26 protein-coding genes are annotated in these 26,197 nt (G+C 65.9%); 4 read left to right on the top strand and 22 right to left on the bottom strand.

All coding sequences use genetic code 11. The annotated features are described in order from the left end of the window. Nucleotides 1-55: 55 nt before the first annotated feature. The 18 genes from era to ACCD11_RS18665 all read right to left on the bottom strand — a co-directional run bounded on the left by era (nucleotide 56) and on the right by ACCD11_RS18665 (nucleotide 16,510). Nucleotides 56-1,021, bottom strand: a complete 966-nt coding sequence (era, locus tag ACCD11_RS18580; protein ID WP_007830482.1) for a GTPase Era — start codon at nucleotides 1,019-1,021, stop codon at nucleotides 56-58. Between the two features lie 7 nt (nucleotides 1,022-1,028). Further along, the gene (rnc, locus tag ACCD11_RS18585; protein ID WP_007830481.1) at nucleotides 1,029-1,715 is read right to left on the bottom strand and encodes a ribonuclease III; all 687 of its coding nucleotides are present in this window, start codon (nucleotides 1,713-1,715) and stop codon (nucleotides 1,029-1,031) included. Nucleotides 1,716-1,732: 17 nt separating this feature from the next. Beyond that, nucleotides 1,733-2,101, bottom strand: coding sequence for a DUF4845 domain-containing protein (locus tag ACCD11_RS18590; protein ID WP_007830480.1), 369 nt, complete (start codon nucleotides 2,099-2,101; stop codon nucleotides 1,733-1,735). Between the two features lie 34 nt (nucleotides 2,102-2,135). Next, nucleotides 2,136-3,101, bottom strand: coding sequence for a signal peptidase I (gene lepB / locus ACCD11_RS18595; RefSeq protein WP_413314987.1), 966 nt, complete (start codon nucleotides 3,099-3,101; stop codon nucleotides 2,136-2,138). Between the two features lie 7 nt (nucleotides 3,102-3,108). Next, a complete protein-coding gene (gene lepA, locus ACCD11_RS18600; protein ID WP_007830478.1) occupies nucleotides 3,109-4,920 on the bottom strand; it encodes a translation elongation factor 4 in 1,812 nt (603 codons plus the stop codon). Between the two features lie 521 nt (nucleotides 4,921-5,441). Next, nucleotides 5,442-6,923, bottom strand: a complete 1,482-nt coding sequence (locus tag ACCD11_RS18605; protein WP_413314988.1) for a DegQ family serine endoprotease — start codon at nucleotides 6,921-6,923, stop codon at nucleotides 5,442-5,444. Nucleotides 6,924-7,018: 95 nt separating this feature from the next. Further along, a complete protein-coding gene (locus ACCD11_RS18610) occupies nucleotides 7,019-8,101 on the bottom strand; it encodes a MucB/RseB C-terminal domain-containing protein (protein WP_007830476.1) in 1,083 nt (360 codons plus the stop codon). A gap of 29 nt (nucleotides 8,102-8,130) precedes the next feature. Beyond that, nucleotides 8,131-8,805 (bottom strand): sigma-E factor negative regulatory protein, encoded by a 675-nt coding sequence (locus ACCD11_RS18615; RefSeq protein WP_413314989.1) that lies wholly within the window; start codon nucleotides 8,803-8,805, stop codon nucleotides 8,131-8,133. 17 nt (nucleotides 8,806-8,822) lie between these two features. Beyond that, nucleotides 8,823-9,497: an RNA polymerase sigma factor RpoE gene (rpoE, locus tag ACCD11_RS18620; protein ID WP_413314991.1), complete on the bottom strand. Its 675-nt coding sequence runs from the start codon at nucleotides 9,495-9,497 to the stop codon at nucleotides 8,823-8,825. Nucleotides 9,498-9,507: 10 nt separating this feature from the next. Continuing rightward, complete coding sequence (locus ACCD11_RS18625; protein ID WP_007830473.1) at nucleotides 9,508-9,990, bottom strand: hypothetical protein; 483 nt, start codon at nucleotides 9,988-9,990, stop codon at nucleotides 9,508-9,510. 16 nt (nucleotides 9,991-10,006) lie between these two features. After that, nucleotides 10,007-11,251, bottom strand: coding sequence for a beta-ketoacyl-ACP synthase II (gene fabF, locus ACCD11_RS18630; protein ID WP_007830472.1), 1,245 nt, complete (start codon nucleotides 11,249-11,251; stop codon nucleotides 10,007-10,009). 99 nt (nucleotides 11,252-11,350) lie between these two features. Next, nucleotides 11,351-11,590, bottom strand: coding sequence for an acyl carrier protein (acpP, locus tag ACCD11_RS18635; protein ID WP_007830471.1), 240 nt, complete (start codon nucleotides 11,588-11,590; stop codon nucleotides 11,351-11,353). A gap of 98 nt (nucleotides 11,591-11,688) precedes the next feature. After that, nucleotides 11,689-12,432, bottom strand: a complete 744-nt coding sequence (gene fabG / locus ACCD11_RS18640; protein ID WP_413314994.1) for a 3-oxoacyl-ACP reductase FabG — start codon at nucleotides 12,430-12,432, stop codon at nucleotides 11,689-11,691. A gap of 27 nt (nucleotides 12,433-12,459) precedes the next feature. After that, nucleotides 12,460-13,413: an ACP S-malonyltransferase gene (gene fabD, locus ACCD11_RS18645; protein WP_007830469.1), complete on the bottom strand. Its 954-nt coding sequence runs from the start codon at nucleotides 13,411-13,413 to the stop codon at nucleotides 12,460-12,462. Between the two features lie 53 nt (nucleotides 13,414-13,466). Next, on the bottom strand, nucleotides 13,467-14,447 hold the full coding sequence (locus ACCD11_RS18650; RefSeq protein ID WP_007830468.1) for a beta-ketoacyl-ACP synthase III: 981 nt from the start codon (nucleotides 14,445-14,447) through the stop codon (nucleotides 13,467-13,469). Further along, nucleotides 14,447-15,544 carry a phosphate acyltransferase PlsX gene (gene plsX / locus ACCD11_RS18655; RefSeq protein ID WP_081502619.1) on the bottom strand — a complete coding sequence of 366 codons (1,098 nt, stop codon included), beginning with the start codon at nucleotides 15,542-15,544 and terminating at the stop codon, nucleotides 14,447-14,449. Before plsX ends, ACCD11_RS18650 begins: the two co-directional genes overlap by 1 nt. A 61-nt stretch (nucleotides 15,545-15,605) precedes the next feature. Next, nucleotides 15,606-15,788, bottom strand: a complete 183-nt coding sequence (rpmF, locus tag ACCD11_RS18660; RefSeq protein ID WP_007830466.1) for a 50S ribosomal protein L32 — start codon at nucleotides 15,786-15,788, stop codon at nucleotides 15,606-15,608. Between the two features lie 164 nt (nucleotides 15,789-15,952). Beyond that, on the bottom strand, nucleotides 15,953-16,510 hold the full coding sequence (locus ACCD11_RS18665; RefSeq protein WP_413315008.1) for a YceD family protein: 558 nt from the start codon (nucleotides 16,508-16,510) through the stop codon (nucleotides 15,953-15,955). Between the two features lie 82 nt (nucleotides 16,511-16,592). On the opposite strand from ACCD11_RS18665, the gene ACCD11_RS18670 reads away from it, so the two are divergent. Genes ACCD11_RS18670 through ACCD11_RS18680 form a run of 3 tightly spaced genes read left to right on the top strand, consistent with a single transcriptional unit; the run spans nucleotide 16,593 to nucleotide 19,098 of the window. After that, nucleotides 16,593-17,174: a Maf family nucleotide pyrophosphatase gene (locus ACCD11_RS18670; protein WP_413314997.1), complete on the top strand. Its 582-nt coding sequence runs from the start codon at nucleotides 16,593-16,595 to the stop codon at nucleotides 17,172-17,174. Beyond that, entirely contained in the window at nucleotides 17,171-17,941 is a 771-nt protein-coding gene (locus ACCD11_RS18675; RefSeq protein ID WP_413314998.1) for an SAM-dependent methyltransferase, read from the top strand. The genes ACCD11_RS18670 and ACCD11_RS18675 overlap by 4 nt, the downstream gene beginning before the upstream one ends. Before the next feature lie 2 nt (nucleotides 17,942-17,943). Beyond that, nucleotides 17,944-19,098, top strand: coding sequence for an MFS transporter (locus ACCD11_RS18680; RefSeq protein WP_413314999.1), 1,155 nt, complete (start codon nucleotides 17,944-17,946; stop codon nucleotides 19,096-19,098). 4 nt (nucleotides 19,099-19,102) lie between these two features. Here the strand turns inward: ACCD11_RS18680 and ACCD11_RS18685 are convergent, their stop codons facing one another. The 4 genes from ACCD11_RS18685 to ACCD11_RS18700 are packed head-to-tail and all read right to left on the bottom strand — an operon-like array spanning nucleotide 19,103 to nucleotide 22,266. Then, nucleotides 19,103-20,119 (bottom strand): S49 family peptidase, encoded by a 1,017-nt coding sequence (locus tag ACCD11_RS18685; protein WP_007830461.1) that lies wholly within the window; start codon nucleotides 20,117-20,119, stop codon nucleotides 19,103-19,105. A 1-nt stretch (nucleotide 20,120) separates the two neighbouring features. Beyond that, a complete protein-coding gene (locus tag ACCD11_RS18690) occupies nucleotides 20,121-20,492 on the bottom strand; it encodes a Rieske (2Fe-2S) protein (RefSeq protein WP_007830460.1) in 372 nt (123 codons plus the stop codon). A 9-nt stretch (nucleotides 20,493-20,501) separates the two neighbouring features. Continuing rightward, nucleotides 20,502-21,173, bottom strand: a complete 672-nt coding sequence (locus ACCD11_RS18695; protein WP_007830459.1) for an HAD family hydrolase — start codon at nucleotides 21,171-21,173, stop codon at nucleotides 20,502-20,504. Next, the gene (locus ACCD11_RS18700; RefSeq protein ID WP_413315009.1) at nucleotides 21,166-22,266 is read right to left on the bottom strand and encodes an RluA family pseudouridine synthase; all 1,101 of its coding nucleotides are present in this window, start codon (nucleotides 22,264-22,266) and stop codon (nucleotides 21,166-21,168) included. Before ACCD11_RS18700 ends, ACCD11_RS18695 begins: the two co-directional genes overlap by 8 nt. A gap of 562 nt (nucleotides 22,267-22,828) precedes the next feature. On the opposite strand from ACCD11_RS18700, the gene ACCD11_RS18705 reads away from it, so the two are divergent. After that, a complete protein-coding gene (locus ACCD11_RS18705) occupies nucleotides 22,829-26,026 on the top strand; it encodes an Rne/Rng family ribonuclease (RefSeq protein WP_413315000.1) in 3,198 nt (1,065 codons plus the stop codon). The last annotated feature ends 171 nt before the right edge of the window (nucleotides 26,027-26,197 follow it).

Consider the following 26,197-nt stretch of genomic DNA (forward strand, 5'->3'; position numbering starts at 1 on the left):
TGCCCCCTGCAAGGGGGTTGGCGGCTACGCGAAGCGAGCAAGCCTGGGGGTTTGCCTACTCATAGCCGAAGGAACGCACGCGGGCTTCGTCATCGGCCCAGCCCGAGCGCACCTTCACCCACAGTTCGAGGAACACCTTGGCGTCGGCCAGCTTTTCGAGCTCGACGCGCGTTTCCATGCCGATGCGCTTGATGCGCTCGCCCTTGTCGCCGATCACCATGGCCTTGTGGCCGTCGCGCTCGACCACGATGGTGGCGGCAATGCGCAGCAGGCGCTTCTGGCCCTTCTTCTGGGGCGGCTCTTCCTCGAACTTGTCGATGATGACGGTCGAGGTGTAGGGCAGCTCGTCGCCGGTGAGGCGGAACAGCTTCTCGCGCACCAGCTCGCCGGCGAGGAATTTCTCGCTGCGGTCGGTCAGCTCGTCCTCGTCGTAGAACCAGGGCTGTTCGGGCAGGTACTTCTCGCAGATGCCGAACAGGCGCTCGACATCCTTGGCGTTCTTCGCCGACATCGGTACGAACTCGGCGAAGCTGTGCTTCTCCTGCATGGTCTTCAGCCAGGGCGCGATGTCACCGCGGCGGTGCACGTTGTCGAGCTTGTTGGCCAGCAGCACGGTCGGGATGCCCTTGCCGAGCAGCTTGAGCACGCGCTCGTCGGCCGGCGTGAAGCTGCCGGCCTCGACCACGAACAGGATCAGGTCCACGTCGCCGACCGCGCCCTGCACGGTCTTGTTGAGCGACTTGTTCAGCGCGTTGGCGTGCAGGGTCTGGAAACCCGGCGTGTCGACGAACACGAACTGCGTGGCGCCCAGCGTGCGCATGCCGGTGATCCGGTGGCGCGTGGTCTGCGCCTTGCGCGAGGTGATGCTGATCTTCTGGCCCACCAGCGCGTTGAGCAGCGTCGACTTGCCCACATTGGGCTTGCCGACAATGGCGATGAGCCCACAGTGCTGGGGACCGCCGGTACCCGCGCCGCCTTCTGCGTCTTCGGGCCCGGCTACGGGATTGATAGCATCGTTCATAGTGATTTCACGCGGCACCGCGTGCCTTGAGCCGGATCAACATGGCAGCCGCGGCCGCCTGCTCACCGGCGCGGCGCGAGCCGCCGATGCCGCGTTCGCGAAGCCCCAACTCGGGCACCTCGCACTCGACATCGAAAGTCTGCTTGTGCGCCGCGCCCAGTGTGGCAGCCACGCGATACACCGGCAGCTTCATTTTGTGACCCTGCAGCCATTCCTGCAATTCGGTCTTCGGATCCTTGGCCGCGGCTTCCATGCGCGGGTTGATTTCGACCGACTCGTAGAGCCGGTGCACCAGCGCCTCGGCGGCGGCAAAGCCGGCGTCCAGATAGACCGCGCCGATCAGCGCCTCGAGCGCATCGGCCAGGATCGACGGCCGGTTGGGCCCGCCCGATCGCGCCTCGCCCTCGCCGAGCCGCAGCAGCGGCGACAGCGCCAGTCCTACCGCCAGGCGATGCAGCGTGTCCTGCTTGACGAGGTTGGCACGCACGCGCGACAGGTCGCCTTCGGGCAAAGCCGACAGGCGCATGTAGAGCAGGTGCGAGACCGCCAGGTTCAGCACCGAGTCGCCGAGAAACTCGAGGCGCTCGTTGTGGTCGGCCGAGAAACTGCGGTGCGTGAGCGCGAGTTGGAGCAGCCGCGGGTCGGAGAAGGTGTGCTGGAGGCGCGCCTGCAGCGCGGCGAGGCTGCCGTCCACCTTTTTTGGCGCCGTGTTCAGCGGGTTTCGCCCTTGTACTTGAGCGTCAGGAAGGCGGGGCCGAACAGGGGGATCTCGCGCTCGTACGAATACGACACGACCACCTTGTCGCCGACCTTCTTGATCTCGAGGTCCCTGCCGCTGACCGACTTGAAGTCGTCGATGGCCTGGGCGCGATCGAAAATCGCGCGCACTTCGGGCACGGTTGCCCCCTCCTTGGCCTTGTTGGCGGCCTTGTCGATGGCCTGCCATTCGATCAGCGTCGGGATGACCTGCGCGACGACCACGCCCAGGCACCCGAGCACCACCGCGACGAACACCAAGCCGATGAACGAAATGCCGCGTTGCTGCGCAGCCCTGCTGCGAACGAACCGATGTGTTCTCATGCCCTCATACCCCTCGAACTATGCTGATGAATGCTTATTGAAACGGACCGATGCGACCCAGATCGCTGAAGTTCATCCAGACGAAGAACGCCCTGCCCACGATGTTCTTGTCTGGAACGAAGCCCCAGAAACGCGAGTCCGCCGAATTATCGCGGTTGTCGCCCATCATGAAATAGTTGCCGGCCGGCACCTTGCAGACTACGCCTTCGACCGAGTAACGGCAGTTTTCGCGAAACGGAAAGTCGCTGGCGCCCGGAACGAAGGACGGCGCGGCCTCGTCGTTGAGCAGCTTGTGCTGCTTGCCGCCCAGGTCCTCCCCGTATTGCTTGAGCAGGCGCATCGACTCGCTGTCGAGGTAGTCGGCATCCGCCACCTTGGACACCGGCTGGCCGTTGATCGTCAGCTTCTTGTTCAGGTAGGCCACTTCGTCGCCGGGAATACCGACCACGCGCTTGATGTAGTCCATGCTCGGCTTGGGCGGGTAGCGGAACACCACCACGTCGCCGCGCGCCAGCGGCGTTCCGTCGGTGATCTTGGTGTTGATCACGGGCAGGCGCAGGCCGTAGGTGAACTTGTTGACCAGGATCAGGTCACCGGTCAGCAGCGTGGGCATCATCGAGCCCGAGGGAATCTTGAAGGGCTCGTAGAGAAACGAGCGCAGCAGGAACACCACCAGGATCACGGGGAACAGGCCCGCGGTCCAGTCGAGCCACCAGGGCTGCATCAACAGCCGCTCGCTCGCCTTCGCGTCGGCCGTATCGACCTGCCTGATACCCTGCTCGGCCAGGCGCGCATTGCGCTCGGTCAGCGAGTCTTCGAGCCTGGCGGCGGCCCGTTCGCGCCGGGGCAGGAAATAGAAGCGCTCGGCCAGCCAGTACAGCCCGGTGACCACTGTGGCCAGGAACAGCAGCAAGGCGAAGTTGCCTTCGATCGCGTTGAAATACCAGGCGCCGACATAGGCGGCAAAAGCCGCGAGGACCAGGGAGGTGAGGAATGCCATTTTTTGATCAGTCTTCGACTTGCAGAATCGCGAGGAAGGCCTCTTGCGGGACCTCGACGGAGCCGATCTGCTTCATTCTTTTCTTGCCCGCCTTCTGCTTCTCGAGCAGCTTCTTCTTGCGGGTGATGTCGCCGCCATAGCACTTGGCCAGCACGTTCTTGCGAAGCGCCTTGATTGTCTCACGCGCAATGATGGTGACCCCAATGGCCGCCTGGATCGCCACGTCGTACATCTGGCGCGAAATGATCTCGCGCATCTTCGACACCACCGCCCGGCCGCGGTACTGCGACTGGCTGCGGTGCACGATGATCGACAGCGCGTCGACCTTGTCGCCGTTGAGCAGGATGTCGACCTTGACCACGTCCGAAGCGCGGTACTCCTTGAACTCGTAGTCCATCGAGGCGTAGCCGCGGCTCACCGATTTCAGCTTGTCGAAGAAGTCGAGCACGATCTCTCCGAGCGGCATCTCGTAGGTCAGCATGACCTGGCGGCCGTGGTAGGCCATGTTCATCTGCACGCCGCGCTTCTGGTTGGCCAGCGTCATGACGGAGCCGACGTATTCCTGCGGCATATAGAGATGCACGGTGACGATGGGCTCGCGGATCTCCGCCATCCTGCCGACGTCGGGCATCTTGGACGGGTTCTCGACCATGAGCACTTCGCCGTCGTTCTTGACCACCTGATAGACCACGCTCGGCGCGGTCGTGATCAGGTCCTGGTCGAACTCGCGCTCCAGGCGCTCCTGCACGATCTCCATGTGCAGCAGGCCGAGGAAGCCGCAGCGAAAGCCGAAACCGAGCGCCTGGCTCACCTCGGGCTCGTAGCGCAGCGACGAATCGTTGAGCTTGAGCTTTTCGAGCGCGTCGCGCAGCGAGTCGTACTCGCTCGCTTCGGTCGGGTAGAGGCCCGCAAACACCTGCGGCTGGATCTCCTTGAAGCCGGGCAGCGCCTCGGTGGCCGTGGCCGCCGCGCCGCCGCTGCCGGGCTTGATCAGCGTAACCGTGTCGCCGACCTTGGCCGCCTGCAGTTCCTTGATGCCCGCGATGATGTAGCCCACCTCGCCCGCCTCGAGCGACGCACGCGCTTCGTTGGCGGGCGTGAAGACGCCGACGCTGTCGGCGTTGTACATCGCACCCGACGCCATCATCTTGATGCGATCGCCCTTCGCGAGCCGGCCGTCGACCACGCGCACCAGCATGACGACGCCGACGTACGCATCGAACCAGCTGTCGACGATCATCGCGCGCAGCGGACCGTCGGGATTGCCGCGCGGCGCGGGCATTTTGGCGACGATGGCTTCGAGAATGTCGTCGATGCCCACGCCGGTCTTTGCCGAGCACGGGATCGCATCGGTCGCGTCGATGCCGATCACGTCTTCGATCTCGGTGCGTGCGTTGTCGAGATCCGCGTTGGGCAAATCGATCTTGTTGAGCACGGGCACCACTTCGACGCCGAGGTCGAGCGCGGTGTAGCAGTTGGCCACTGTCTGCGCTTCGACGCCTTGCGATGCATCGACGACGAGCAATGCGCCTTCGCATGCCGACAGCGAGCGGCTCACTTCATACGAGAAGTCGACGTGGCCTGGCGTGTCGATCAGATTGAGGTTGTAGACCTGCCCATCGCGTGCCTTGTAGTGCAGCGCAGCGGTCTGTGCCTTGATGGTTATCCCACGCTCTTTTTCGATGTCCATCGAGTCGAGCACCTGCGCTTCCATCTCGCGTTCTGCGAGGCCGCCGCAACGCTGGATCAAACGGTCTGCGAGCGTCGACTTGCCGTGGTCGATGTGCGCAATGATCGAAAAGTTTCTGATGTGATTCATCAACGGGAACGCTTAAGTACTTGAATTGGCTCGTGCGCAGAGTGCGACAGGCAAGAAAAAAGGGCGCGTCTTCTGGAGACGCGCCCTGAACCAACAAGCAATGGCAACTGCAGTAGTTGGAACTTCATTGTAGGCAAAAAGGGAAGCACGTACATCCGGGAACAGGGTCCAAAGGGGTCGTTGCAGGTCCACAACATCAAAGATACGAACAGGTTATCCACAGGATCGGTGGAGCAGTTGCTGAACAACTTGTGGGCGATCTGTGGAGCACCGGTGGACTGCCGTCTGACATCTCGCATCGTGAAGGTCAGGGCACTCCTTATGCGCTGACCGCCCGCCGAGGGTGCCCTATTCTACCGAAATCCGTCCTTAGCCTTCCGATAAGTTAGTAATCGCAAACAAATATTGGCATTTCCAGGCCGTCAGATTTTTTTCGAGGCTGGCCCCAGAACGTCGCAAACACCTCAAAAAATGGCCCCAAACCCGACTGCCGGGTGGGGCCACTTGACGCCAACGCCGGATCAGCGTGCGGGACGAATCAGCGCGTACTGCGCCCAGTCGCCGCGACGGAACAGCACACTGAGCGGCTTGCTCTTGTCGGCCTTGCCGACGGCCGACTCGAATTCGCGCACACTCGAAACCTCGACATTCGCCACCGCCAGGATGACGTCGCCTTCGCGCAGGCCCGCACGAGCCGCGGCGTCGTTGGCGGCATCGACCTTCACGCCGCCCTTCAGCTTGAGTTCTTTCTTCTGCGCATCGGTGAGATCGCTCACGGCCAGGCCGAGCGACTTGAGGGCAGCGGATGCCGACGGCTTCGGCGCCGGCTCGTCGCGGTCGCTCGCGCGCTTGCCGGGCTTGTCGGGCTCGATCTCGGCAATGGTCACGTTGAGCTCGCGCGAAGCACCGCGGCGAAACACCGTGAGCGTGCTCTTGGTGCCCGGCTTGGTGTTGCCCACCAGGCGCGGCAGGTCGCTCGGCTTCTCGATGGCCTTGCCGTCGAACTTGGTGATGACGTCGCCCGGCTCCACGCCGGCCTTCTCGCCCGGCGAACCGGCTTCGACGCCGCGCACCAGTGCACCCTGCGCCTTGCCCAGGCCGATGGCTTCGGCCACGTCCTTGGTCACCTGGTCGATCTGCACGCCGATGCGGCCGCGCGAAACGCGCCCCGAGGTGCGCAGCTGCTCGCTCACGCGGATCGCCTCGTCGATCGGGATCGAGAACGAGATGCCCATGAAACCGCCCGAGCGCGAGTAGATCTGGCTGTTGATGCCGACCACTTCGCCGCGCATGTTGATCAGCGGGCCACCCGAGTTGCCGGGGTTGATGGCCACGTCGGTCTGGATGAACGGCAGGTATTCGCCGGTGTCGCGCTGCTTGGCGCTCACGATGCCGGCGGTGACGGTGTTCTCGAGGCCGAAGGGCGAGCCGATGGCCATCACCCATTCGCCGACACGCAGCTTGGAGATATCGCCGATCTTCACCGCGGGCAGGCCCGCGGCCTCGATCTTGACGACCGCGACGTCGGTGCGCTTGTCGGCGCCGATGATCTTGGCCTTGAACTCGCGCTTGTCGGTCAGCGTGACCAGCACTTCGGAGGCGTCCTCGACCACGTGCGCATTGGTCATCACGTAGCCGTCGGCCGTGAGGATGAAACCGGAGCCGACGCCGCGCGGACGCTCCTCTTCCTGCGGCTGCTGCGGCCGGTTCGGCCGCGGGGTCGAGCGCGGTGTGCCGGGCAGCGGCTGGCCGAAGAAGCGGCGGAAGAACTCCTGCATTTCCTCGTCCATCTCGCCGTTGCTGCCGCGCTGTGCGACCTTCTCGACGGTGCGGATGTTGACCACGGAGGGGCCCACCTGATCGACCAGGTCGGTGAAATCGGGCAGTGTGCGCGTCTGCGCATGGGCCGGCTCGACCGGCAGGAATGTGGAGCCAGCTGTCACTGCGAGCGCAAGAGCCAGCAGGCCGGAACGAAACTTGTGTCCCTCGACTTTGAAGATCATCGGTTTTCTTTCAAAAGAACAGAGCGGCTGAAAAACAAGTGCTGTGAGTCTGCATCGTCCGCTTGGTTCAGCGCAATTGGCGCTTGTGCGGCCTGTCAGCGCGTACGCGCGAGGCTTTGGGCGAATGCATTGAGCGTCTGCTGCGGCACCTCGCCGACCGCGGTCAGCCACCAGTCGCCGGCCGGTTCGGGCAGACGCCGGCGGATGGCATTGGTCGCGCCGATGGTCAGCACGCCGTCGCGGGGCGCGCGCGCCGCGTCGTAGCGCTCGATGAAGAGCGACACCGAGGCCAGGCCATCGGAGAAGGTCCACTGGACCGTGGCCGCGTCCTGCTTCGGCTTGCCGCCGCTGCCTTCGCTGCCTGCTGTCGGACGGCGGAAGAAGCTTCGGGGCTTGAATCCGGCCACGGGTGTTCGCAGCATCCAGCCTTCGTCCTGCGCGTTGCTGCGCTCGAGCTCCAGCTTCTCGACGCGGTAGCCCGAGGTGTTGGACATCATCTGCGAGAGCGCCTGCGCCTTCACCGGCGCGTCGAGCTGCAGTTCGGAGAAGGCCGATTGCTCCACCACGCGGGATTCGCTGTCGACGGTCTGCAGCTTCACCACCAGTCCCGAGCGGCGCTCGCTCCAGATGCGATAGCCGAAGCGCAGCCCGTCGTGCGGCACCAACTGCACCACGTCGGCGTCGAAACCGGCCACGCGGTCCTTGCCGATCGCGCGCACGTCGTAGAAATCGCCGATCGATGAATCGGGCTGGTCCGGCAGGTTCGGGAAGAGATCGAGGTTCTCGCGCTTCTCGACCTTCACAACTTTTGCTTCCGGCAGGAAGGTCATGACATTGCGGTTGCGCCGGAAGGTCGAGCGCTGCGGCCCCGACAAGGCTTCGATGCGTTCGATCTGGTGCTCGCCGTCGCGCACATGCCAGATGCGCGCGCTCGACAGATCGCCGCCCGGCGCCGACACCACGAAGGTGCCCACATAGTTGCGCTGCCGGGCCCCCGCGTGCATGCGCTGCAACCACTCGGTCACGCCCATGGCCGGCGGCTCGTCCGTCTGTGCGGTGGCCGCACTCTTCGCATTTGCAGCGCCCGAGCGGGTCTGCGCGGTGGCAGCCTGCGCAAGGCAGAAGGCGGCAAACACAAGCACGCAGGCGCGTGCGGAGATCGGCATCTGAACGGTCATTGCGGGCGGCGGGTAGGAGTTGCGCGCGCTCAGCGCGTCGGCCCCTCGAAAGTGGCATTGCGCAGGAAACCGGAAGGCATTTGCGATGCGCCGCCGGCCTGCTGGTGCGCCTCGAGCAATTGGTCGAGCCGCGGATCGCGCAACATGACTTGAGGATTGCCATTGCCCACGAGCACGCGCGTCGGGGTCAGCACGCTGCCGGCGGGCTGCGGGCTGTTGATCGCTGCTGCCGCCAGCACCGAATTCACCGCCGGCTGCTGTTGCTGCGGGACAGACGCCAGCTGCGCGCCTCCCTGCGGAACCGCGGTGCCGTTGCCGACCAGGGTCCAACTGATGGCGGCCACGGCCATCAGCGACGCAGCGCCGGCCACCAGCTTCCAGCGGAACACCGGCTCGTTGGCCGCTTCCGCCCTGCGCTGCACAGGCTGTGCCACCGATGCGGCGACCGGCGTCGACGCAGGGGCGACCATCACGGGCTCCGCCGCCAACCGCTGTTGGAAGCGCGCCAAGAATGTGGAGGTGTCGCTGCACGGCGAATGCGAACCCGAACGCAGCACGTCGCCCGCGACGTGGAAGGCCTGCCATGCCGCCCGCGCCTCGCCATCGGCGCAGATTGCTTCGATCGCCTGCGCGAACGCCTCGCCCTGCAAATGACCATCCGCAAGTGCGGACACCTGTTCCCGAACCGTCATCGTCTGATTCATTTCATTCACCTGCTTACTTACCAACGCTTGCCGGACTGGTTGTCCAGCAGTGGCTTGACCCTGGCCGAAATGGCCTCGCGCGCCCGGAAAATACGCGAACGCACCGTACCGATGGGGCAATCCATGACCTCGGCAATCTCTTCGTAACTCATGCCCTCGATTTCACGCAGCGTGACCGCCTGGCGCAGCTCGACAGGGAGTGCTTCCATGGCTGCCTCGACGGCACTGGCGATTTCGTTCGCCGCCATGACCGATTCGGGGGTTTCGTCGGTGGTTGGTTCGTTTCCGGGACGGTAAGTTTCATCGTCGTCCTCAGAAGAAGGCCTCAGGGCAGCCTCGGAAATGGTTGGATCGCGCTTCATGTCCACCAGTGCCTTCTTGGCGGTGTTGACGGCGATCCGGTAGAGCCAGGTGTAGAACTGCGCCTCGCCGCGGAACTGATGCAACGCGCGGTAGGCACGAATGAAAGTTTCCTGCGCGATGTCCTCGATCAGGTCGACGTCGCGCACCATCCGCCCGATCAGCCGCTCGATGCGGCGCTGGTATTTGATGACCAGCAGTTCGAATGCCTTCTGGTCACCCGCGACGGTACGCTGGACCAGTTGGAAATCGACCTCGCCCGGACGCGGCGCCGCGGCGGGCACATCGGTCAGGCCGGATTCCGGCGGCACGGGAGGCACGGAAGTGGTCATCGACGGGAGTTCAGGGCGCGTCTGCCGGCGCCGTCGCGCGCCAGGGATCGCCAGCAGAAGCCGCGGACGGGGCGCGCGCATATATCGCGCGGCGCACGTCGCGCCAGCGCTCCGGCATGGCCCTCTGCTCGATCCAGAGCCAGCGCCTGGCGCGGCCCGGCTCGGTGAGGCCGACCAGCATCAGCGACTGGAAATCGAGCGCTGCAAATGCCCGGGCGGCATGCACGGTGCGGGAGGCAGGGGCTCCCGTCAGCGACCAATGGAGGCCGTCGAAATGCAGCACGCCCGCGCCATCGCGCCGCAAGCCGAAGCCCGCAGCGACGCCCGCGAACACGACGCTGAAAACCAGCAGCAGCTGGCGCCATCCGACGCTATCGAAGAGATAGCAGGACGCGCCCGCACAGCAAGCGCCCAGGGCCCAGAGAACAACGAGAATCCGGGTTGCGCCACGCGAGCGCCCCACCGGATAGGTCACCGACGGCGCGCTGTGCATGAAAGAGCAATGCTGCTCAAGCGCGCTTGAACACCAGCGTGCCGTTGGTGCCGCCGAAGCCGAAGTTGTTCTTGACCGCGACATCGATCTTCAGATCGCGCGCCTCGTTGGCGCAGTAGTCGAGATCGCACTCCGGATCCTGGTTGAAGATGTTGATGGTCGGCGGGCTCTTCTGCTCGTGCAGCGCCATCACCGTGAACACCGATTCGATGCCCCCCGCGCCGCCCAGCAGGTGGCCGGTCATGGACTTGGTCGAATTCACGACGAGCTTCTTCGCGTGATCGCCGAATGCCAGCTTGACCGCGTTGGTCTCGTTGAGGTCGCCGATCTGCGTCGAGGTGCCGTGCGCGTTGAGGTACTGCACCTGGTCGGCATTGACGCCGGCATTGGCCAGCGCCATGGCCATCGAGCGGCGCGGGCCGTCGACGTCCGGCGCGGTCATGTGGTACGCATCGCCCGTCAGGCCGAAGCCCGCGACTTCGGCATAGATCTTGGCGCCGCGCGCCTTGGCGTGTTCGTACTCTTCAAGCACCAGCACGCCGGCGCCCTCGCCCAGCACGAAACCATCGCGGTCCTTGTCCCACGGGCGCGAGGCCGTGGCGGGATCGTCGTTGCGCGTGCTCAACGCGCGAGGCGCCGTGAAGCCGCCGATGCCGAGCGGGGAAATGGTCGATTCCGCACCGCCCGCGATCATCACGTCGGCATCGCCGTACTCGATCATGCGTGCCGACGTGCCAATGGCATGCAGGCCGGTGGTACAGGCCGTGACGACAGCAATGTTCGGGCCCTTGAAGCCGTACTTGATCGAGACGTGGCCCGAGATCATGTTGATGATCGACGCCGGTACGAAGAACGGCGAGATGCGGCGCGGGCCGCGATTCGCGTATTCGCCGTGCGTTTCTTCGATCATCGGCAGTCCGCCGATGCCGGAGCCGATGTTGCAGCCGATGCGCACGGCTTTTTCATAGGACAGCGCTTCGCCGGTCGGCAGTCCGCTGTCCTGCACCGCCTGGATGGCGGCGGCGAGTCCCAGATGAATGAAGCGGTCCATGTGACGCGCTTCTTTCTCCGAGATGTATTGGGTGATGTCGAAACCTTTGACCTCACCGGCGAACTTGCAGGCGAAGGCGCTTGCATCGAACGCGGTGATGTTCGCAATACCCGACTTCCCGGCCAACAGGTTGGCCCAGGATTCGGTTGCGGTGTTTCCGACAGGAGCGATGCAACCGAGTCCGGTCACGACGACGCGGCGTTTGGTCATGCCGGCAAACCTTTCTGGAAGCGCTGAACAGTTGCCTGTCGGCGCGAGCGGTTCAAGTAAAAGCCGCCGGCCGCAGTTGCAGTGTTGTCAGCTGGCCTATCAGGCCTTTTGATTCTTGGTGGCGTAGTCGACGGCGTTTTGCACCGTGGTGATCTTCTCGGCATCTTCGTCGGGAATTTCGATGCCGAATTCGTCTTCGAGTGCCATCACGAGTTCGACCGTGTCGAGCGAGTCCGCGCCGAGGTCGGCCACGAAGGCCTTTTCATTCGTCACTTGGGACTCTTCCACGCCGAGCTGCTCGGCGATGATTTTCTTGACACGTGCTTCGATATCGCTCATTTGGTTCCCTCTGAGGGTTGTAGGTAATCGGTGGATTTTAGCCGGGCGCATTGTGGCATTTGCCGTGCACCCGGTACGGGGAAATTTGCGCCTTGCGGCTACATGTGCATGCCGCCGTTGACGTGCAGCTCCTGCCCCGTGACGTAGGATGCCTGGGGCGATGCGAGGTAAGCCACCGCGTGCGCGATGTCGGCCGGCTTGCCCAGATGGCCCAGCGGAATCTGCTGTAGCAGCGCCTGTTGCTGGGCTTCGGGAAGGCTGGCCGTCATGTCGGTCTCGATGAAACCGGGTGCGACGCAGTTGACGGTGATGTTGCGGCTGCCCAGTTCGCGGGCCAGCGCACGGGTCATGCCCGCGACGCCGGCCTTGGCGGCCGCATAGTTGGCCTGGCCGGCGTTGCCGGAAGCGCCAACCACGCTGGTGATGCTGATGATGCGGCCGTAGCGCTGCTTCATCATCGGCCGGATCACCGCGCGCGAGAGCGAGAAGACGGCCTTGAGGTTGGTGTCGAGCACCGCATCCCAGTCGCTGTCCTTCATGCGCATGGCGAGCGTGTCGCGCGTGATGCCGGCGTTGTTCACCAGCACGTGGATTGCGCCGTAGGCCTGCACGATCTCGTCGATCAGGGCCTCGATGGCGGCGCCGTCATTCACGTCGAGTGCGCGGCCGCGGCCGTCGAAGGCACTGAGGGCCGAGGTGATCTTGGCCGCGCCATCATCGGTGGTGCCGGTGCCCACGACCTTGAGGCCGCGCTGGGCAAGTTCCAGCGCGATCGCCGCGCCGATGCCGCGCGTTGCGCCGGTGACCAGGGCGACTTGCCCTTCGAATTTGGGAATGCTCATAAGAAAAAGTATCGGGGCCTTGCCGGTTCAGCCGGCGAGCGATTGTCGGGTGTCCGCGAGCGTGGCCGGGTCGTACACCGACGCGGCCTCCAGATCGGGGGCGATGCGCTTCACCATGCCGGCCAGCACCTTGCCGGGACCGCATTCGATGATGGCGGCTATACCGCGCAGTTTCAAGGCCTGCACGCTCTCGACCCAGCGCACCGGGCCGGCAGCCTGCCGCACCAGGGCGTCGCGAATGCGGTTGGCATCGGTTTCAACGGCAACGTCGATATTGTTCAGCACGGGAATCTGTGGCGCGGCCAGTTCAATGGAAGCCAGCTTCTCGCGCAATGCTTGCGCCGCGGGTTTCATGAGGCTCGAATGGAACGGAGCCGAAACCGGCAGCAGCAACGCGCGCTTGGCGCCGTTGGCCTTGAGCAGTTCGCAGGCCTTGTCGACCGCGGCCTTGCTGCCGGCGATCACGGTCTGCATCGGGTCGTTGAAATTCACCGCCTCGACGATTTCCGCACTGCCGGCGCCAAAACTGGCCGTGGCTTCCGCACACCCGGCCACTACCTTGCCCGACTCCATGCCCAGCACCGCAGCCATTGCGCCGACACCGACAGGCACCGCCTGCTGCATCGCCTGCGCGCGAAAACGCACCAGCGGCGCAGCCTGCGCGAGCGTGAGCACGCCCGAAGCCACCAGCGCGGAATACTCGCCAAGCGAATGGCCGGCCACGGCGGAAGGCGTCGCGCCTCCCTCCGCCAGCCAGGCACGCCACGCGGCCACGCCGGCAACCAGCATCACGGGCTGGGTGTTGGTGGTGAGCGCCAGCTCTTCCTTGGGACCATTCTTGATCAACGCACCGATGTCTTCGCCGAGCGCTTCGGAAGCTTCGCGAAGCGTTTCGGCCACAGCCGGATGATCGCCCCAGGCGTCGAGCATGCCGACGGCCTGCGAGCCCTGACCCGGAAAGACAAAAGCAAAGGATTTCATTGTTTCAAGCGTCATCTTGCATCGCAGCACCCTCTTCCGGGCGCTGCAACGCACTACAGATTCAACAGCACCGCGCCCCAGGTGAAGCCGCCGCCCACGCCCTCGAGCATGAGTGTCTGGCCCTTTTTCACCTTGCCGGAGCGCACGCCCTCATCGAGCGCCAGCGGAATCGATGCAGCGGAGGTGTTGCCGTGCTCGTTCACCGTGACGATCAATCTCTCGCGCGGAAGCTTCAGCTTCTTCGCCGTGCCTTCCATGATGCGGATGTTGGCCTGGTGCGGGATAAGCCAGTCGATATCGGCATCGGTCTTGCCGGCCTTGGCCAGCGTGGTGCGCGCAGCCTCCTCGAGCACGCGCACTGCGAGCTTGAAGACGGCCTGGCCATCCATGTGCAGCAGCGGCGTGCCCAGCACGTTGCCGCCGGACACGTGGCCCGGCACGCAAAGAATGCCGACGTGCTTTCCGTCCGCATGCAGGTCGCTGGCCAGGATGCCGGGCTCTTGACTGGCTTCGAGCACCACCGCGCCCGCGCCGTCGCCGAACAGCACGCAGGTGGTGCGGTCATTGAAGTCGAGGATGCGGGAGAACACTTCGGCGCCCACCACCAGTGCGCAGCGCGCGGAGCCGGTGCGGATCATCGCGTCGGCAACGGTGAGCGCATAGACGAAGCCGCTGCAGACCGCCTGGACGTCGAATGCCGGGCAACCGGCAATGCCGAGCTTGTTCTGCAGGATGGCGGCCGACGACGGGAACACCATGTCGGGGGTCGAGGTCGCGACGATGATCAGGTCGACGTCGCTGGCCTTGCGGCCGGCGGCTTCCAGGGCGTGCCGGGCCGCTTCGAAACCAAGGTCGCTGCTCGTGACGTCCGGCGCGGCGAAGTGCCGCGCATGGATGCCGGTGCGTTCGACAATCCATTGGTCGGAGGTTTCGATGCCGCGCGTCGCCAGATCCTTGGCGAGATCGTCATTGGTCACGCGGCGTGGAGGCAGGTAGCTGCCGGTGCCGGTAATGCGTGAGTAAGGAGGGGTCATCAAACGTGAAGGGCCGTCGCGTCGACCGGCGCCGCCGGGTCCTGCCGCGCGAGCAAAGGCGCGGCGTGGGCGATGCGGGCCCGCACGCGATCGAGCAGGTTGTTGCGAGCGGCATCATAAGCGCGATCCAGCGCATGGCCGAAAGCCACTTCGTCAGCCGAGCCATGGCTCTTGAAAACCAGGCCACGCAGGCCCAGCAGCGCTGCGCCGTTGTACCGCCGATGATCCAGGCGAGTTTTAAATGCTTTTAGGACCGGATAGGCAACAATTGCAGCAAGCTTCGTGAAAACGCTTCGCGAAAACTCGACTCGAATGAACTCGCCAATCATGGAGGCCACGCCTTCGCTGGCCTTCAAAGCCACATTTCCGACGAACCCGTCGCAAACGACGATATCGGTGGTGCCCTTGAAGATATCGTTGCCTTCCACGTTTCCGTAGAAGTTCAGATCCTTGGAATTGGCAGCTGTACGCAGCAGTTGGCTTGCTTTTTTGATGGTTTCGCTGCCCTTGATGGCTTCTTCGCCAATATTGAGCAAGCCGACCGAAGGCGCCTCGTTACCGGTCAACGCCGAGACCAGCGCCGAACCGAGCACCGCGAACTGAAGCAGGTCCTCAGCATCGCAATCGACATTTGCGCCCAGGTCGAGCACCGTTGTCGCCCCGCCCTTCGCGTTCGGCAACTGTGGCGCGATGGCCGGGCGGTCGATGCCTTCCAGCGTCTTGAGCAGATAGCGGGCAATTGCCATCAAGGCGCCGGTGTTGCCGGCCGAGACCGCTGCCTGGGCAGCGCCGTCCTTTACCTGCTGGATTGCCACGCGCATCGAAGAGTCCTTCTTCTTGCGCAGGGCGATTTCAATCGGGTCGTCCATGCCCACCACTTCGCTGGCAGCGACGATGCGGGCACGCGGATGCGCGGCAAATCCCGCCAGCGCGGCCGGCGCACCGACCAGCAGCAGCGAGGCCTCGCTGTGCCGCTCGAGAAATGCGCGGCAGGCCGCGAGCGTGACGCGCGGCCCATGGTCGCCCCCCATGCAATCCACGGCGAGCGTGATTGCGGAAGGCGCAGCAGTGATTTCGGGAGAAGAAGGCGTAGCCATCAAAACAAAGGCCCGACGCTACGGCAGAAGTAGCTTCGGGCCTTGGCCTTGGGATGCGGAATCAGGCTTCGGACTTGTTCTTGAGCACCTGGCGGCCACGGTAGAAACCGTTGGGGCTGATGTGGTGGCGCAGGTGCGTTTCGCCGGTGGTCGGCTCCACGGCGATGCCGGGAACGACCAGCGCATTGTGGGAACGGTGCATGCCGCGCTTGGAAGGCGACTTCTTGTTTTGCTGGACGGCCATGATGGCTCCTGGACTGTTAGGTGAGTGATTGGATGCGGGCTCAAGCGGTGGCAATACAGAAACTTCAGCGGCATGTATGGAATGCCCCTCTCGTTGCTACCTGTATCGCTGCTCACGGCGGCGCGCGCGAAGCCCATGATTATAACCCAGCCGGCAGGAAAGAGCTATTTCCCATCTTCCGGCTTGCGCGAACGCAACGCACCGAGCACCGCAAAAGGGTTCGGCTTGGCTTCTTCGGCCGCCTTGAAGTCTTCGTCGCTGGACGAAAGCTGTACCGGCGTCGGGCAGACATCGTGGGCGGGCATGACGGGGATTTCCATCAGCAGTTCGTCCTCGATCAGGGCGCGCAGGTCGAAATCCCGGCTCACGACGAGCAGGTCTTCCTCGGACTCCTCGTCCTGCGCCTCGGCGGTGGCCTCATCGGCCACGAAGCGGAACCAGCGATCCACCGACAGCAGGGAATCGACGGGCGACAGGCAGCGCTGGCAAACCAGCGGCACCACGGCTTCGGCCTCCAGATGCAGCCAGGGCGTTGCCTTGCCATCCGCGCCGGGACGTTCTTCCCCATGGGCCGCCCACCGGACCAGCGCATCGGGCGCCGGAACGGCCAGTTCGGCGGCCAGGCGCTCGTAGTCAGGAACCGGGTCGGTGGCTTCCAGGGTGGCGGCAGCGGCGGCAAAGCCCGGCACATTGAGCCGTTCGGGGGCAAATTCTCTCTTCATCCGCGGCAGTCTAGCGCGCCGGACGCTCCCCCGGCGCGGGACATGGCGGAGGGTCTTGAGCGGCTCACGCACAATCGTCCCCATGCAACGCACCGTGATCCTCGCCTCGACCTCGCGCTACCGCCGCGAATTGCTCTCCCGCCTGCGCCTGCCCTTCGAAGTGCACTCGCCGGAAGTCGATGAAACACCTCTTGCCGGCGAAACACCGCATGACCTCGCCGTTCGCCTCGCGCTGGAAAAGGCGAACGCCGTGGCCGCCCGCTTTCCCGACGCCGTGGTCATCGGTTCCGACCAGGTGGCCGACCTGGCGGGCGAAGCGCTCGGCAAGCCCGGCGACCACGCCCGCGCCACCGCCCAGCTGCGCCGCATGCGCGGCCAGACGCTGATCTTTCAGACAGCCGTGGCCGTCGTCTGTCACGCCACCGGCTTCGCCCAGCGCGACACCGCCCCCGTGCGCGTGGTGTTTCGCGACCTCACCGACACCGCCATCGAACACTATCTGCAAGCCGAGCAGCCCTACGACTGCGCCGGCAGCGCCAAGAGCGAAGGCCTGGGCATCGCATTGCTGAGCGCGATCGACAGCGACGACCCGACCGCACTGGTCGGCCTGCCGTTGATCCGCACCTGCCAGATGCTGCGCGCAGCGGGGGTCGATCTGCTGTGACACGACAAAAGGGCAAGCTCTACCTCGTACCCGCGCCGCTCGACTTCGGCTGCGATGTGCAAGCCCCGCTGCAGGACGCCCTGCCGCTGGGCACGCTGCAGGCGGCCGCCGGCATCACCCACTGGATCTGCGAGAACGCGAAGTCCGCGCGCGCCTACCTCAAGCGCATCGACGCAGTCGCGCCGCTGGCTGCACCACTGCAGGCTCAAGCCATCCAGGAGCTGCCGCGCGAAGTGCACAAGAAAGGCGATCATGCCGGCCAGTTCGATGCCCGCCCCCTGCTGGCCGCCGCGCTCGAAGGCCACGACATCGGCCTGCTGAGCGAAGCCGGCATGCCGGCGGTGGCCGATCCGGGCTCCTCGGTGGCGCGCGCCGCTCACGACCTGGGCATCACGGTGGTGCCGCTGACCGGCCCCGTTTCACTGCTGCTGGCGCTTGCAGCAAGCGGGCTCAATGGCCAGAACTTCGCCTTTGTCGGCTACCTGCCGCAGGACGCCGTTGAACGCCAGACCCGCATCCGCGAGCTCGAAGCGCTCGCGCTCAAGTCCGGCCAGACGCAGCTGTTCATCGAAACGCCCTACCGCAACGCCGCGCTGCTGCAGGCGCTCGTGCAGACCCTGCAGCACAACACCCGGCTCGCCGTGGCGCGCGGCCTGACGCTCGCCACCGCCCACGTGCGCAGCGAGACGATCAAGTCCTGGCGCGCCGCCAAGCCGCAAGCCACGACAGACGAACGCCTGCCCGCCGTGTTCGCCATCGGCCGCTGACGATGGGCGGCGTTACCGCAGCCACGCGATGGGCATCGCGCGCGCAGTTCTTTTGCGCCGGCTTCATCTTCGCGACCTGGGGCGTGCACGTGCCGACGGTCAAGGCGCACTACGGCATCGACGAGGCGCAGCTCGGCCTGGCGATGCTCGCGGCCGGTGCCGGCGCGATGTTCGGCCTGACCAGCGCGGGCCGCTGGATCGGACGCCACGGCCCGCGCCGCGTGGCCGGCATCTGCGGCTGCATCTACGCGCTGCTGCTGGCCGGCCTGATCGCGATGCCCGGCTATGCCGCCCTGCTGGGCCTGCTGGCCGCCTTCGGCCTCGTGACCAGCGTGTTCGACGTGTCGATCAACACCGAGGCGGCGCAGCTCGAACTGCACGGAGACGCACCCTTGATGAGCGGCATGCACGGCATGTTCAGCCTGGGCGGCATGGCCGGCGCCGCGAGCGGCAGCGCCGCGCTGGCAGCCGGACTCGGCGCGCAGGCGCACCTGCTTCTGGTCGCCGCAGCAATGGCGCTGCTCGTCGCCGCGGCCTCGACACGCATGCTGCCCAGAGCCGCCACCAGCGGAGCCACCGAGGCCGATCATGGCTTCCTGCTGCCCCGCGGCGCACTCGCGGTACTGGGCGTGCTGGCCGCGCTGGGACTGATCGCCGAGGGCGCCATCTACGACTGGAGCGTGCTCTACATGCAGCAGGAAATCGGCAGCCCGCAACAACAGGCCGCGCTGGCTTATGCGAGCTTCTCGGCCGCAATGGCGGCGGCGCGTTTCGGCGGCGACGCGATGCGCGCCCGCTTCGCACCGACCACCCTGCTGCTCGGCAGCGGCCTCCTGGCAGCGCTAGCGATGACGCTGGTACTGGCCACCGACCTGCCGTGGCTGGCGCTGATCGGCTTCGCGGGAGTAGGCGTCGGCTTTGCGAACGTGGTGCCGATCCTGTTTTCGGCTTCGGCGAAGGTGCCGGGCATCGAGCCTGCGCGAGGCATTGCATCGGTCTCGGCCCTGGCGTACCTGGGATTCATGGCGGGCCCGGCGGCAATCGGGCTGCTGGCGCGGGCGACCTCGCTGACCGCCGCGCTCTATGTGGTCGTGGCCTTCGCCGCGGCGCTGGCGGCGTCGGCGCGCTACACCGCCAGCGGCGAGAACAACAAATAGGAAATCAGCGCAGGGCCGGAGCGGTGTGCATGAGGCGCACCGTGGTTTCGGCCATCGCGGCGCCGAATTTCTTGGCCAGCTTCTCGGCCACGTTGTCGCGCCGCGTGTAGTCGATCACCTCTTCGGCCTTGATGACTTCGCGCGCCACGAAGTCGACGTTGCCCAGCTGGTCGGCAAGGCCGAATTCGACCGCCTGCTCGCCGCTCCAGAACAGGCCGCTGAACAGGCCCGGAGTGTCGAGCTTCAGGCGGTCGCCGCGGCCGGCCTTGACCACGTTGATGAACTGCGTGTGGATCTGGTTCAGCATCGTCTGCGCATGGGCGCGCTGCGCATCGCTCATCGGGCTGAAGGGATCGAGGAAGCCCTTGTTCTCGCCGGCGGTCAGCAGGCGGCGCTCGACGCCAACCTTCTCCATCACGCCCGTGAAGCCGAAGCCGTCCATCAGCACGCCGATGCTGCCGACGATGCTGGCCTTGTCGACGAAGATCTTGTCGGTGGCAGCAGCGATGTAATAGGCAGCCGAAGCGCAGGTTTCCTCGACCACGGCATAGACCGGCTTCTTGTACTTGGCCTTCAGGCGCTTGATCTCGTCGTTGATGATGCCGGCCTGCACCGGACTGCCGCCGGGCGAGTTGATCAGCAAGACCACGCCCTTGGCGCCCTCGTCCTCGAAGGCCGTCTTCATCGCAGCGACCACGAATTCCGCGCTCGCATCCCCGCCGTTGGCGATTTCGCCCTTGATCTCGACGACGGCCGTGTGGGCCGTGGTCTTGGCCGCGCTCGGCGTGCCGCGCGAGAGCGCGAACCACGCCAGGAAGACGAAGAAAGCCAGCCACGACAGGCGTACGAAGGTCTTCCAGCGGCGCGTGGCCCTCTGTTCGTTCAGCGAAGCGAAGGCGAGCTTTTCGAGCGTGGCGCGCTCCCATCCGGGGCGCTGCGTGGGATCTTTGGCCATGTTCTTGGAGGGGGCCGGCTCAAATGGCTCGAACCCTTCGGGTTCCGTTCGGTTCGGGTCGGTCATGTCAGAAGGTCAGGGGGTGAAGGTTCCAGTCAGTATGCCAGTGCACCACGCCGTCATGCTCGCTCAGGGCGATCTTCACGAGGCCACCGCGGCATGGGCCGCCCATGCATTCACCGGTGTCGGGCTTGTAGACCGCGCCGTGCGTGGCGCACAGCAGCCACTGCCCGGTGTCGTCGAAGAAGCGGTCGGGCTGGAAGTCGAGCTCCATCGCGACATGGCTGCACCGGTTGAGAAACGCATGCGGCCGCCCCTCGAAACGCACCGCGAAAGCGCGGCATGTTTCCCCGCCGTAGACCACGTCGAAAGGCACGGCCAGGCCACCTTCGACCAGGTCCGAGGCATTGCACAGCGGAATGCGTTCTTCGTCGCTCATGGCGGGGTCTCAGGCGTTGTCGAGAAGCCAGGCTTCCAGCCCGGCCACCGAATGTGCGATGTGCAGCGGCTTGAATTCGTCGAAGCTGGCCGGTTCGTGCGCGCCGTAGCTCACGCCCACGCTGGCGGCGCCCGCGTTCTGGGCGAGCTGCAGGTCGTGCGTGGTGTCGCCGATCATCAGGGTGCGTTCCGGCGGCACGTCGAGTTCTTCCATCAGCTCCAGCAGCATGCGCGGATGCGGCTTGCCGAAGGTTTCGTCGGCCGTGCGCGAGGCGTCGAAGCGGTCGCGCAGCGCGACCGACCTGAGCGCTTCGTTGAGGCCGCGGCGCGACTTGCCCGTGGCCACGGCCAGCTTGTGGCCGCGCGCGCGCAGCGCATCGAGCATCTGCAGCACGCCGTCGAAAAGCACGAGGTCGTCCTGGTGCTGGAGGTAGTGATAGCGGTAGCGCGCGCCGAGTTCGGCATATTTTTCCTTCGGCACGTCGGGCGCCGCGCGGGCGAGCGCCTCGGCCAGGCCCAGGCCGATCACCCAGGCGGCGTCGTTCTCGCTCGGCTTGGCACCACCGACGTCGATCACCGCCGCCTGGATGCAGCGCACGATCAGGCGCGTGGAGTCGTAGAGCGTGCCGTCCCAGTCGAAGGCGATCAGGTCGAAGCGAAGGGGGCTGGGGGAATCAGTCATGGAGCGTCGGAACGGGGTGTTGGGCCAGTGCCTCGAGGGCAGCAGGCGGCATGAGCGCGTGCAACTCGGGCGGCAGGCCGGCCTGCAGCGCCACGCGATCACCGCTGGCCGGGTGGTTGAATTGCAGCCGCCAGGCATGCAGGAACATGCGCTTGAGGCCGAGTTTCTGCAGCGCACGCTGACGTTCGGACTCGCCGTATTTGTCGTCGCCCGCAATCGGATGGCCGGCCGACGCGAGATGGACGCGGATCTGGTGCGTGCGGCCGGTCTTGATCGTCACCGCAAGCAATGACAGCGGCGTGGCATCCCCCGGCAGCGACAACCGTGCCAGCACGCGCACCAGCGTGACGGCGCGCATGGCATCCGGATGGTCCTTGGCGACCACGCGCACACGGCGCTCGCCGGCGCCCGCACCGGAGCCGTCGGGCAGCAGATATTTGGCGAGCGGCGCATCGAGCACCTTCTTGTTGGCGGGCCAGGCTCCCTCGACCAGCGCCAGGTAGGTCTTGCCGGTCTCGCGTTCACGGAACTGGTCCTGCAGCGCGACCAGCGCGCTGCGCTTCTTGGCGACCAGCAGGATGCCGGAGGTTTCGCGGTCCAGCCGATGCACCAGTTCCAGGAATTTGGCGGCGGGCCGCGCGGTGCGCAATTGCTCGATCACGCCAAAGCTCACGCCGCTGCCGCCATGGACGGCCACGCCGGCCGGCTTGTCGATGGCCAGCACGGCATCGTCTTCCAGCAGCACCGGGAACTCGCGCGCCGGCGCGGGCGGAGCCGCGCCCTCTTCCGCGCGGGGCGAGATGCGGATCGGCGGCAGCCGCAGCACGTCGCCCACCTCGATGCGGGTTTCGGCCTGCGCCCGGCCCTTGTTGATGCGCACCTCGCCGGACCGGATGATCCGGTAGACGTGCGTCTTCGGGACGCCTTTCAGATGGCGGAACAGGAAGTTGTCGAGCCGCTGCCCGGCAGATTCGGCGTCGACCGTGAGGAATTTGATGGCCGAATGCGGCGCCCCGGTTTCGGTTGGGGCTTTTGGGTCTGCGGGATTTGGAGCAGCCGCCGGGCCCTGCTTCGCACCTATAATGTTTTTCACCAGCGCGGTCATGTAAGTGCTTGATTAGACAGAAGTTTAGTCCACTGCCATCAAATACCCAGGACAGCGCTGCGAGGTCGATGCCGCTTTGGCGCCGAGCTGCAAACCCCGCGCAATGGCGCAAAGTGGCAGACCAGGCACCCAAGTCAAGCCGACACCCACGAAACACCGATACGGAATACCCAGCCTGCAGCTTCCAAGCTGCCGGCGGATCGAAGCGAGTCCCTTGTTGTGTTGATGCTGCTGATTCAAATGTGCCTGCGCTGGCCGACCTGGTTTCGACCAGCGGCTTCAGGCATTGAATCGTCTGCGGCGCGCGCCACCCTTGCGCAACCGGCTATCAAAAAGATAGCCACTCAACACCGAATCTGGCTCGCGCCCATCCACGCGCCCCCACCCCGGCTGTCTTCTTGAGCTAAAGCTCGAGAGGCCTGCTCGCGCTTGGCGCGGCAGTCACAGCATCCGGGGCCCAAGCGGCAATTCCCCTGGTTTCGCGGGCGTCGTCCGTGCATCGTTGGCTCGTCAAGAGCCGGTAGAACGATACATATAAGGACAACGCATCATGAAGCGGATGCTGATCAATGCCACGCAGGCCGAAGAACGCCGCCTGGCCATCGTCGACGGGCAGAAACTGCTCGACTACGAAATCGAAATCGAAGGGCGCGAACAGCGCAAGGGCAACATCTACAAGGCGGTCGTGACCCGCGTCGAGCCTTCGCTCGAAGCCTGTTTCGTCGACTACGGCGAAGACCGCCACGGCTTCCTGCCGTTCAAGGAAATCTCCAAGCAGTACTTCGCCGAAGGCGTGTCGGCCAGCCAGGCCCGCATCCAGGACGCGATCCGCGAAGGCCAGGAACTCACCGTCCAGGTCGAGAAGGAAGAACGCGGCAACAAGGGCGCGGCCCTCACCACCTTCATCTCGCTGGCCGGCCGCTACGTCGTGCTGATGCCGAACAACCCCCGTGGCGGCGGCGTCTCTCGCCGCATCGAGGGCGACGACCGCGCCGAGCTCAAGGAGGCGATGGACCAGCTCGAGTACCCCAAGGGCATGAGCATCATCGCGCGCACCGCCGGCATCGGCCGCATCGCGTCCGAACTCCAGTGGGACCTGAACTACCTGCTCAAGCTCTGGAGCGCCATCGACGGCGCGGCCAAGGGCGGCAAGGGCGCCTTCCTGATCTACCAGGAATCGTCGCTCGTCATCCGCGCCATTCGTGATTACTTCAATCACGACATTGGCGACATCCTGATCGACACCGACGACATCTACGACCAGGCGCAGCAGTTCATGGCGCACGTCATGCCCGAGCATGCCGCCCGCGTGAAGCGCTACCGCGACGACGCGGCGCTGTTCAGCCGCTTCCAGATCGAGCACCAGATCGAATCGGCCTACGCACGCACCGTGCAGCTGCCCTCGGGCGGCGCCATCGTGATCGACCACACCGAAGCGCTGGTCTCGGTCGACGTGAACTCGGCGCGCGCCATCAAGGGCGGCGACATCGAGGAAACCGCCACGCGCACCAACCTCGAAGCCGCCGACGAAGTGGCCCGCCAGATGCGCCTGCGCGACCTGGGCGGCCTGATCGTCATCGACTTCATCGACATGGACGAGTCGAAGAACCGCCGCGAGGTCGAAAGCCGCCTGCGCGACGCGCTGCGGCAAGACCGCGCCCGTGTGCAGTTCGGCTCGATCAGCAAGTTCGGCCTGATGGAAATGAGCCGCCAGCGCCTGAAGCCCGCGCTCAGCGAAGGCTCGTCGATCCCCTGCCCCCGCTGCGGCGGCTCGGGCCACATCCGCGACACCGAGTCGAGCGCGCTGCAGATCCTGCGCATCATTCAGGAAGAGTGCCTGAAGGACAACACGGCCGCCGTGCACGTGCAGGTGCCCGTGGAAGTCGCCTCGTTCCTGCTGAACGAAAAGCGCCCCGAAATCGCCAAGATCGAACTCAAGCAGCGCGTCACCGTGCTGATGGTGCCCAACAAGACGCTCGAAACGCCCAACTACAAGCTCGAGCGTCTGAAGCACGACGATCCGCGCCTCGACCATATCGAAGCCAGCTACAAGATGGCCGACGAGATCGAAGACCCGACCTCGGTCACGCGCCGCTCGCAGGAGCCCACCAACAAGCAGACGCCGGTCATCAAGGGCGTGCTGCCCGATGCTCCCGCGCCGGTGGTGCCACCCAAGCCCGAAGCGGTGCGCACGCCTGTCGCCGCGCCCGCGCCGGTCGCTCCACCCGTGGTGAGTGCGCCGGTTCCGGCGCAGACCGGCTTCTTCGGCTGGATCAAGAACCTGTTCGGCAGCACGCCGGCACCCGCTGCAGCACCTGCGCCGGCTGCGATTCCGGTCGAGGCGCCGAAGCCCCGCCGCGACGGCCGTCCGGGCCGCGATGGCGAACAACGCGGCGGCGCACGTGACGGCGAACAGCGCCGCGGCGGCCGTGGTGGCGAAGGTCGCGGTGAAGGCCGTGGCGAGAGCGGCGGGCGCTCCGGTGGCCGCGACGGCGAACGCCGTGGTGGCCGTGGCGGCGAGCGCCGTGAAGGTCGTGAAGGCCGCGGCAGCGAGCAGCGCAACGACGGCATCAACCAGCCGCGTGAACAACGCGAACCGCGCGAGCAGCGTGAGCCCCGCGAGCCGCGTGAAGCGCGCGCACCGCGTGACGGCGAACAGCGCCGCAACGGCCGTGGCGAGCGCCGCGAAGGCGAAGGCCGTGAAGGCCGCAACAACGCACCGGTCGAGGCCCTCGACGGCAACATCAGCCTGGAAGCCCAGCAACTGGCATCCGGCGCCGTCGCAGGCGACGAAGGCAACGCAGTTGAACGCGCACCCCGCGCCCGCGGCGAACGCCGTGAACGTGGCGAGCGCAATGAGCGTGGCGAACGTGCTGAACGCGGCAACGACCGTGGCGGCGAACGCGCCGAGCGCAACGGCGACAACGGCCAGCCGCGCGGCGACGCGGCACCCGCTGGCGACGAAGCCGCACAAGGCGAGCGCCAGCCCCGCAACGGCCGCGACGAACAGCGCGCTCCGCGTGGTGACCGTGGTGGCGATCGTGGCGACCGCAACGACGGCCGCCGCGAACGCCGCAACGATGCGCCGCAAGCCGAAGCGGATGCACGCGGCGCCGAAGCCGCGGTTTCCGATGCAGCGCAAGGCAATGAAGCCATCAACGGCAACAACGAGCAGATGCCCCGCCGCGAAGGCGACGAGCGCCGCGGCCGTTCGCGCGACCGCTACGGCCGTGACCGCCGCGAACGCGGCCCGCGCGACGAAGCCGAAGCCGGCAACACGGCCGGCGCGCCGGTCGCCGAAGGCGCCGCGGCGGAAGCCCCGGAGTCCCGTCCGCAGCAGCAACTGCCGCTGGTGTCGGAACGCGCCGAAGCAGCTCAAGAAGTTGCCGCACCACAGCAGGTCCGCAGCGAGCGCCCGGCACCGGTGTCCGCACCGATCGTGGTTGAAAGCGCCAAGGCGCCCGCAGCCGCCAACGGCCGCGCACTGCCCAAGGTCCAGTCCTTCGAGCTGCCGCTGGCCGAACTCGCCCAGATCGCCGAGAACTCGGGCCTGCAGTGGGTCAACTCGGACGCCGAGCGCATCGCCCAGGCCCGCGCCGCCATCGAGGCCGAGCCGAAGCCGGTGCATGTGCCGCGCGAACGCCCGCCGGTGGTCGTGCTCGACGAAGGTCCGCTGGTGCTGGTCGAAACCCGCCGCGACCTCGGCTCGATGTCGCTGCCGTTCGAGCAGCAGCAACGCACGCTCTGAGCGACACACGCCCGCAACCAAAAACGGCGCCATCTGGCGCCGTTTTTTTATGCCTTGCAATGAGCCGGCAGCTCGCATCGCCGCGCGAATGCCATGGCTGGATCGCCGGGATATCTTCAGGGCGCGTCGGGCTACGACGCGGTCATGGCGGCCCGCTCGGGACTCCGGGAG

This window comes from Variovorax sp. Varisp36 (assembly GCF_047304235.1).
Classification (GTDB): Bacteria; Pseudomonadota; Gammaproteobacteria; order Burkholderiales; family Burkholderiaceae_C; genus Variovorax.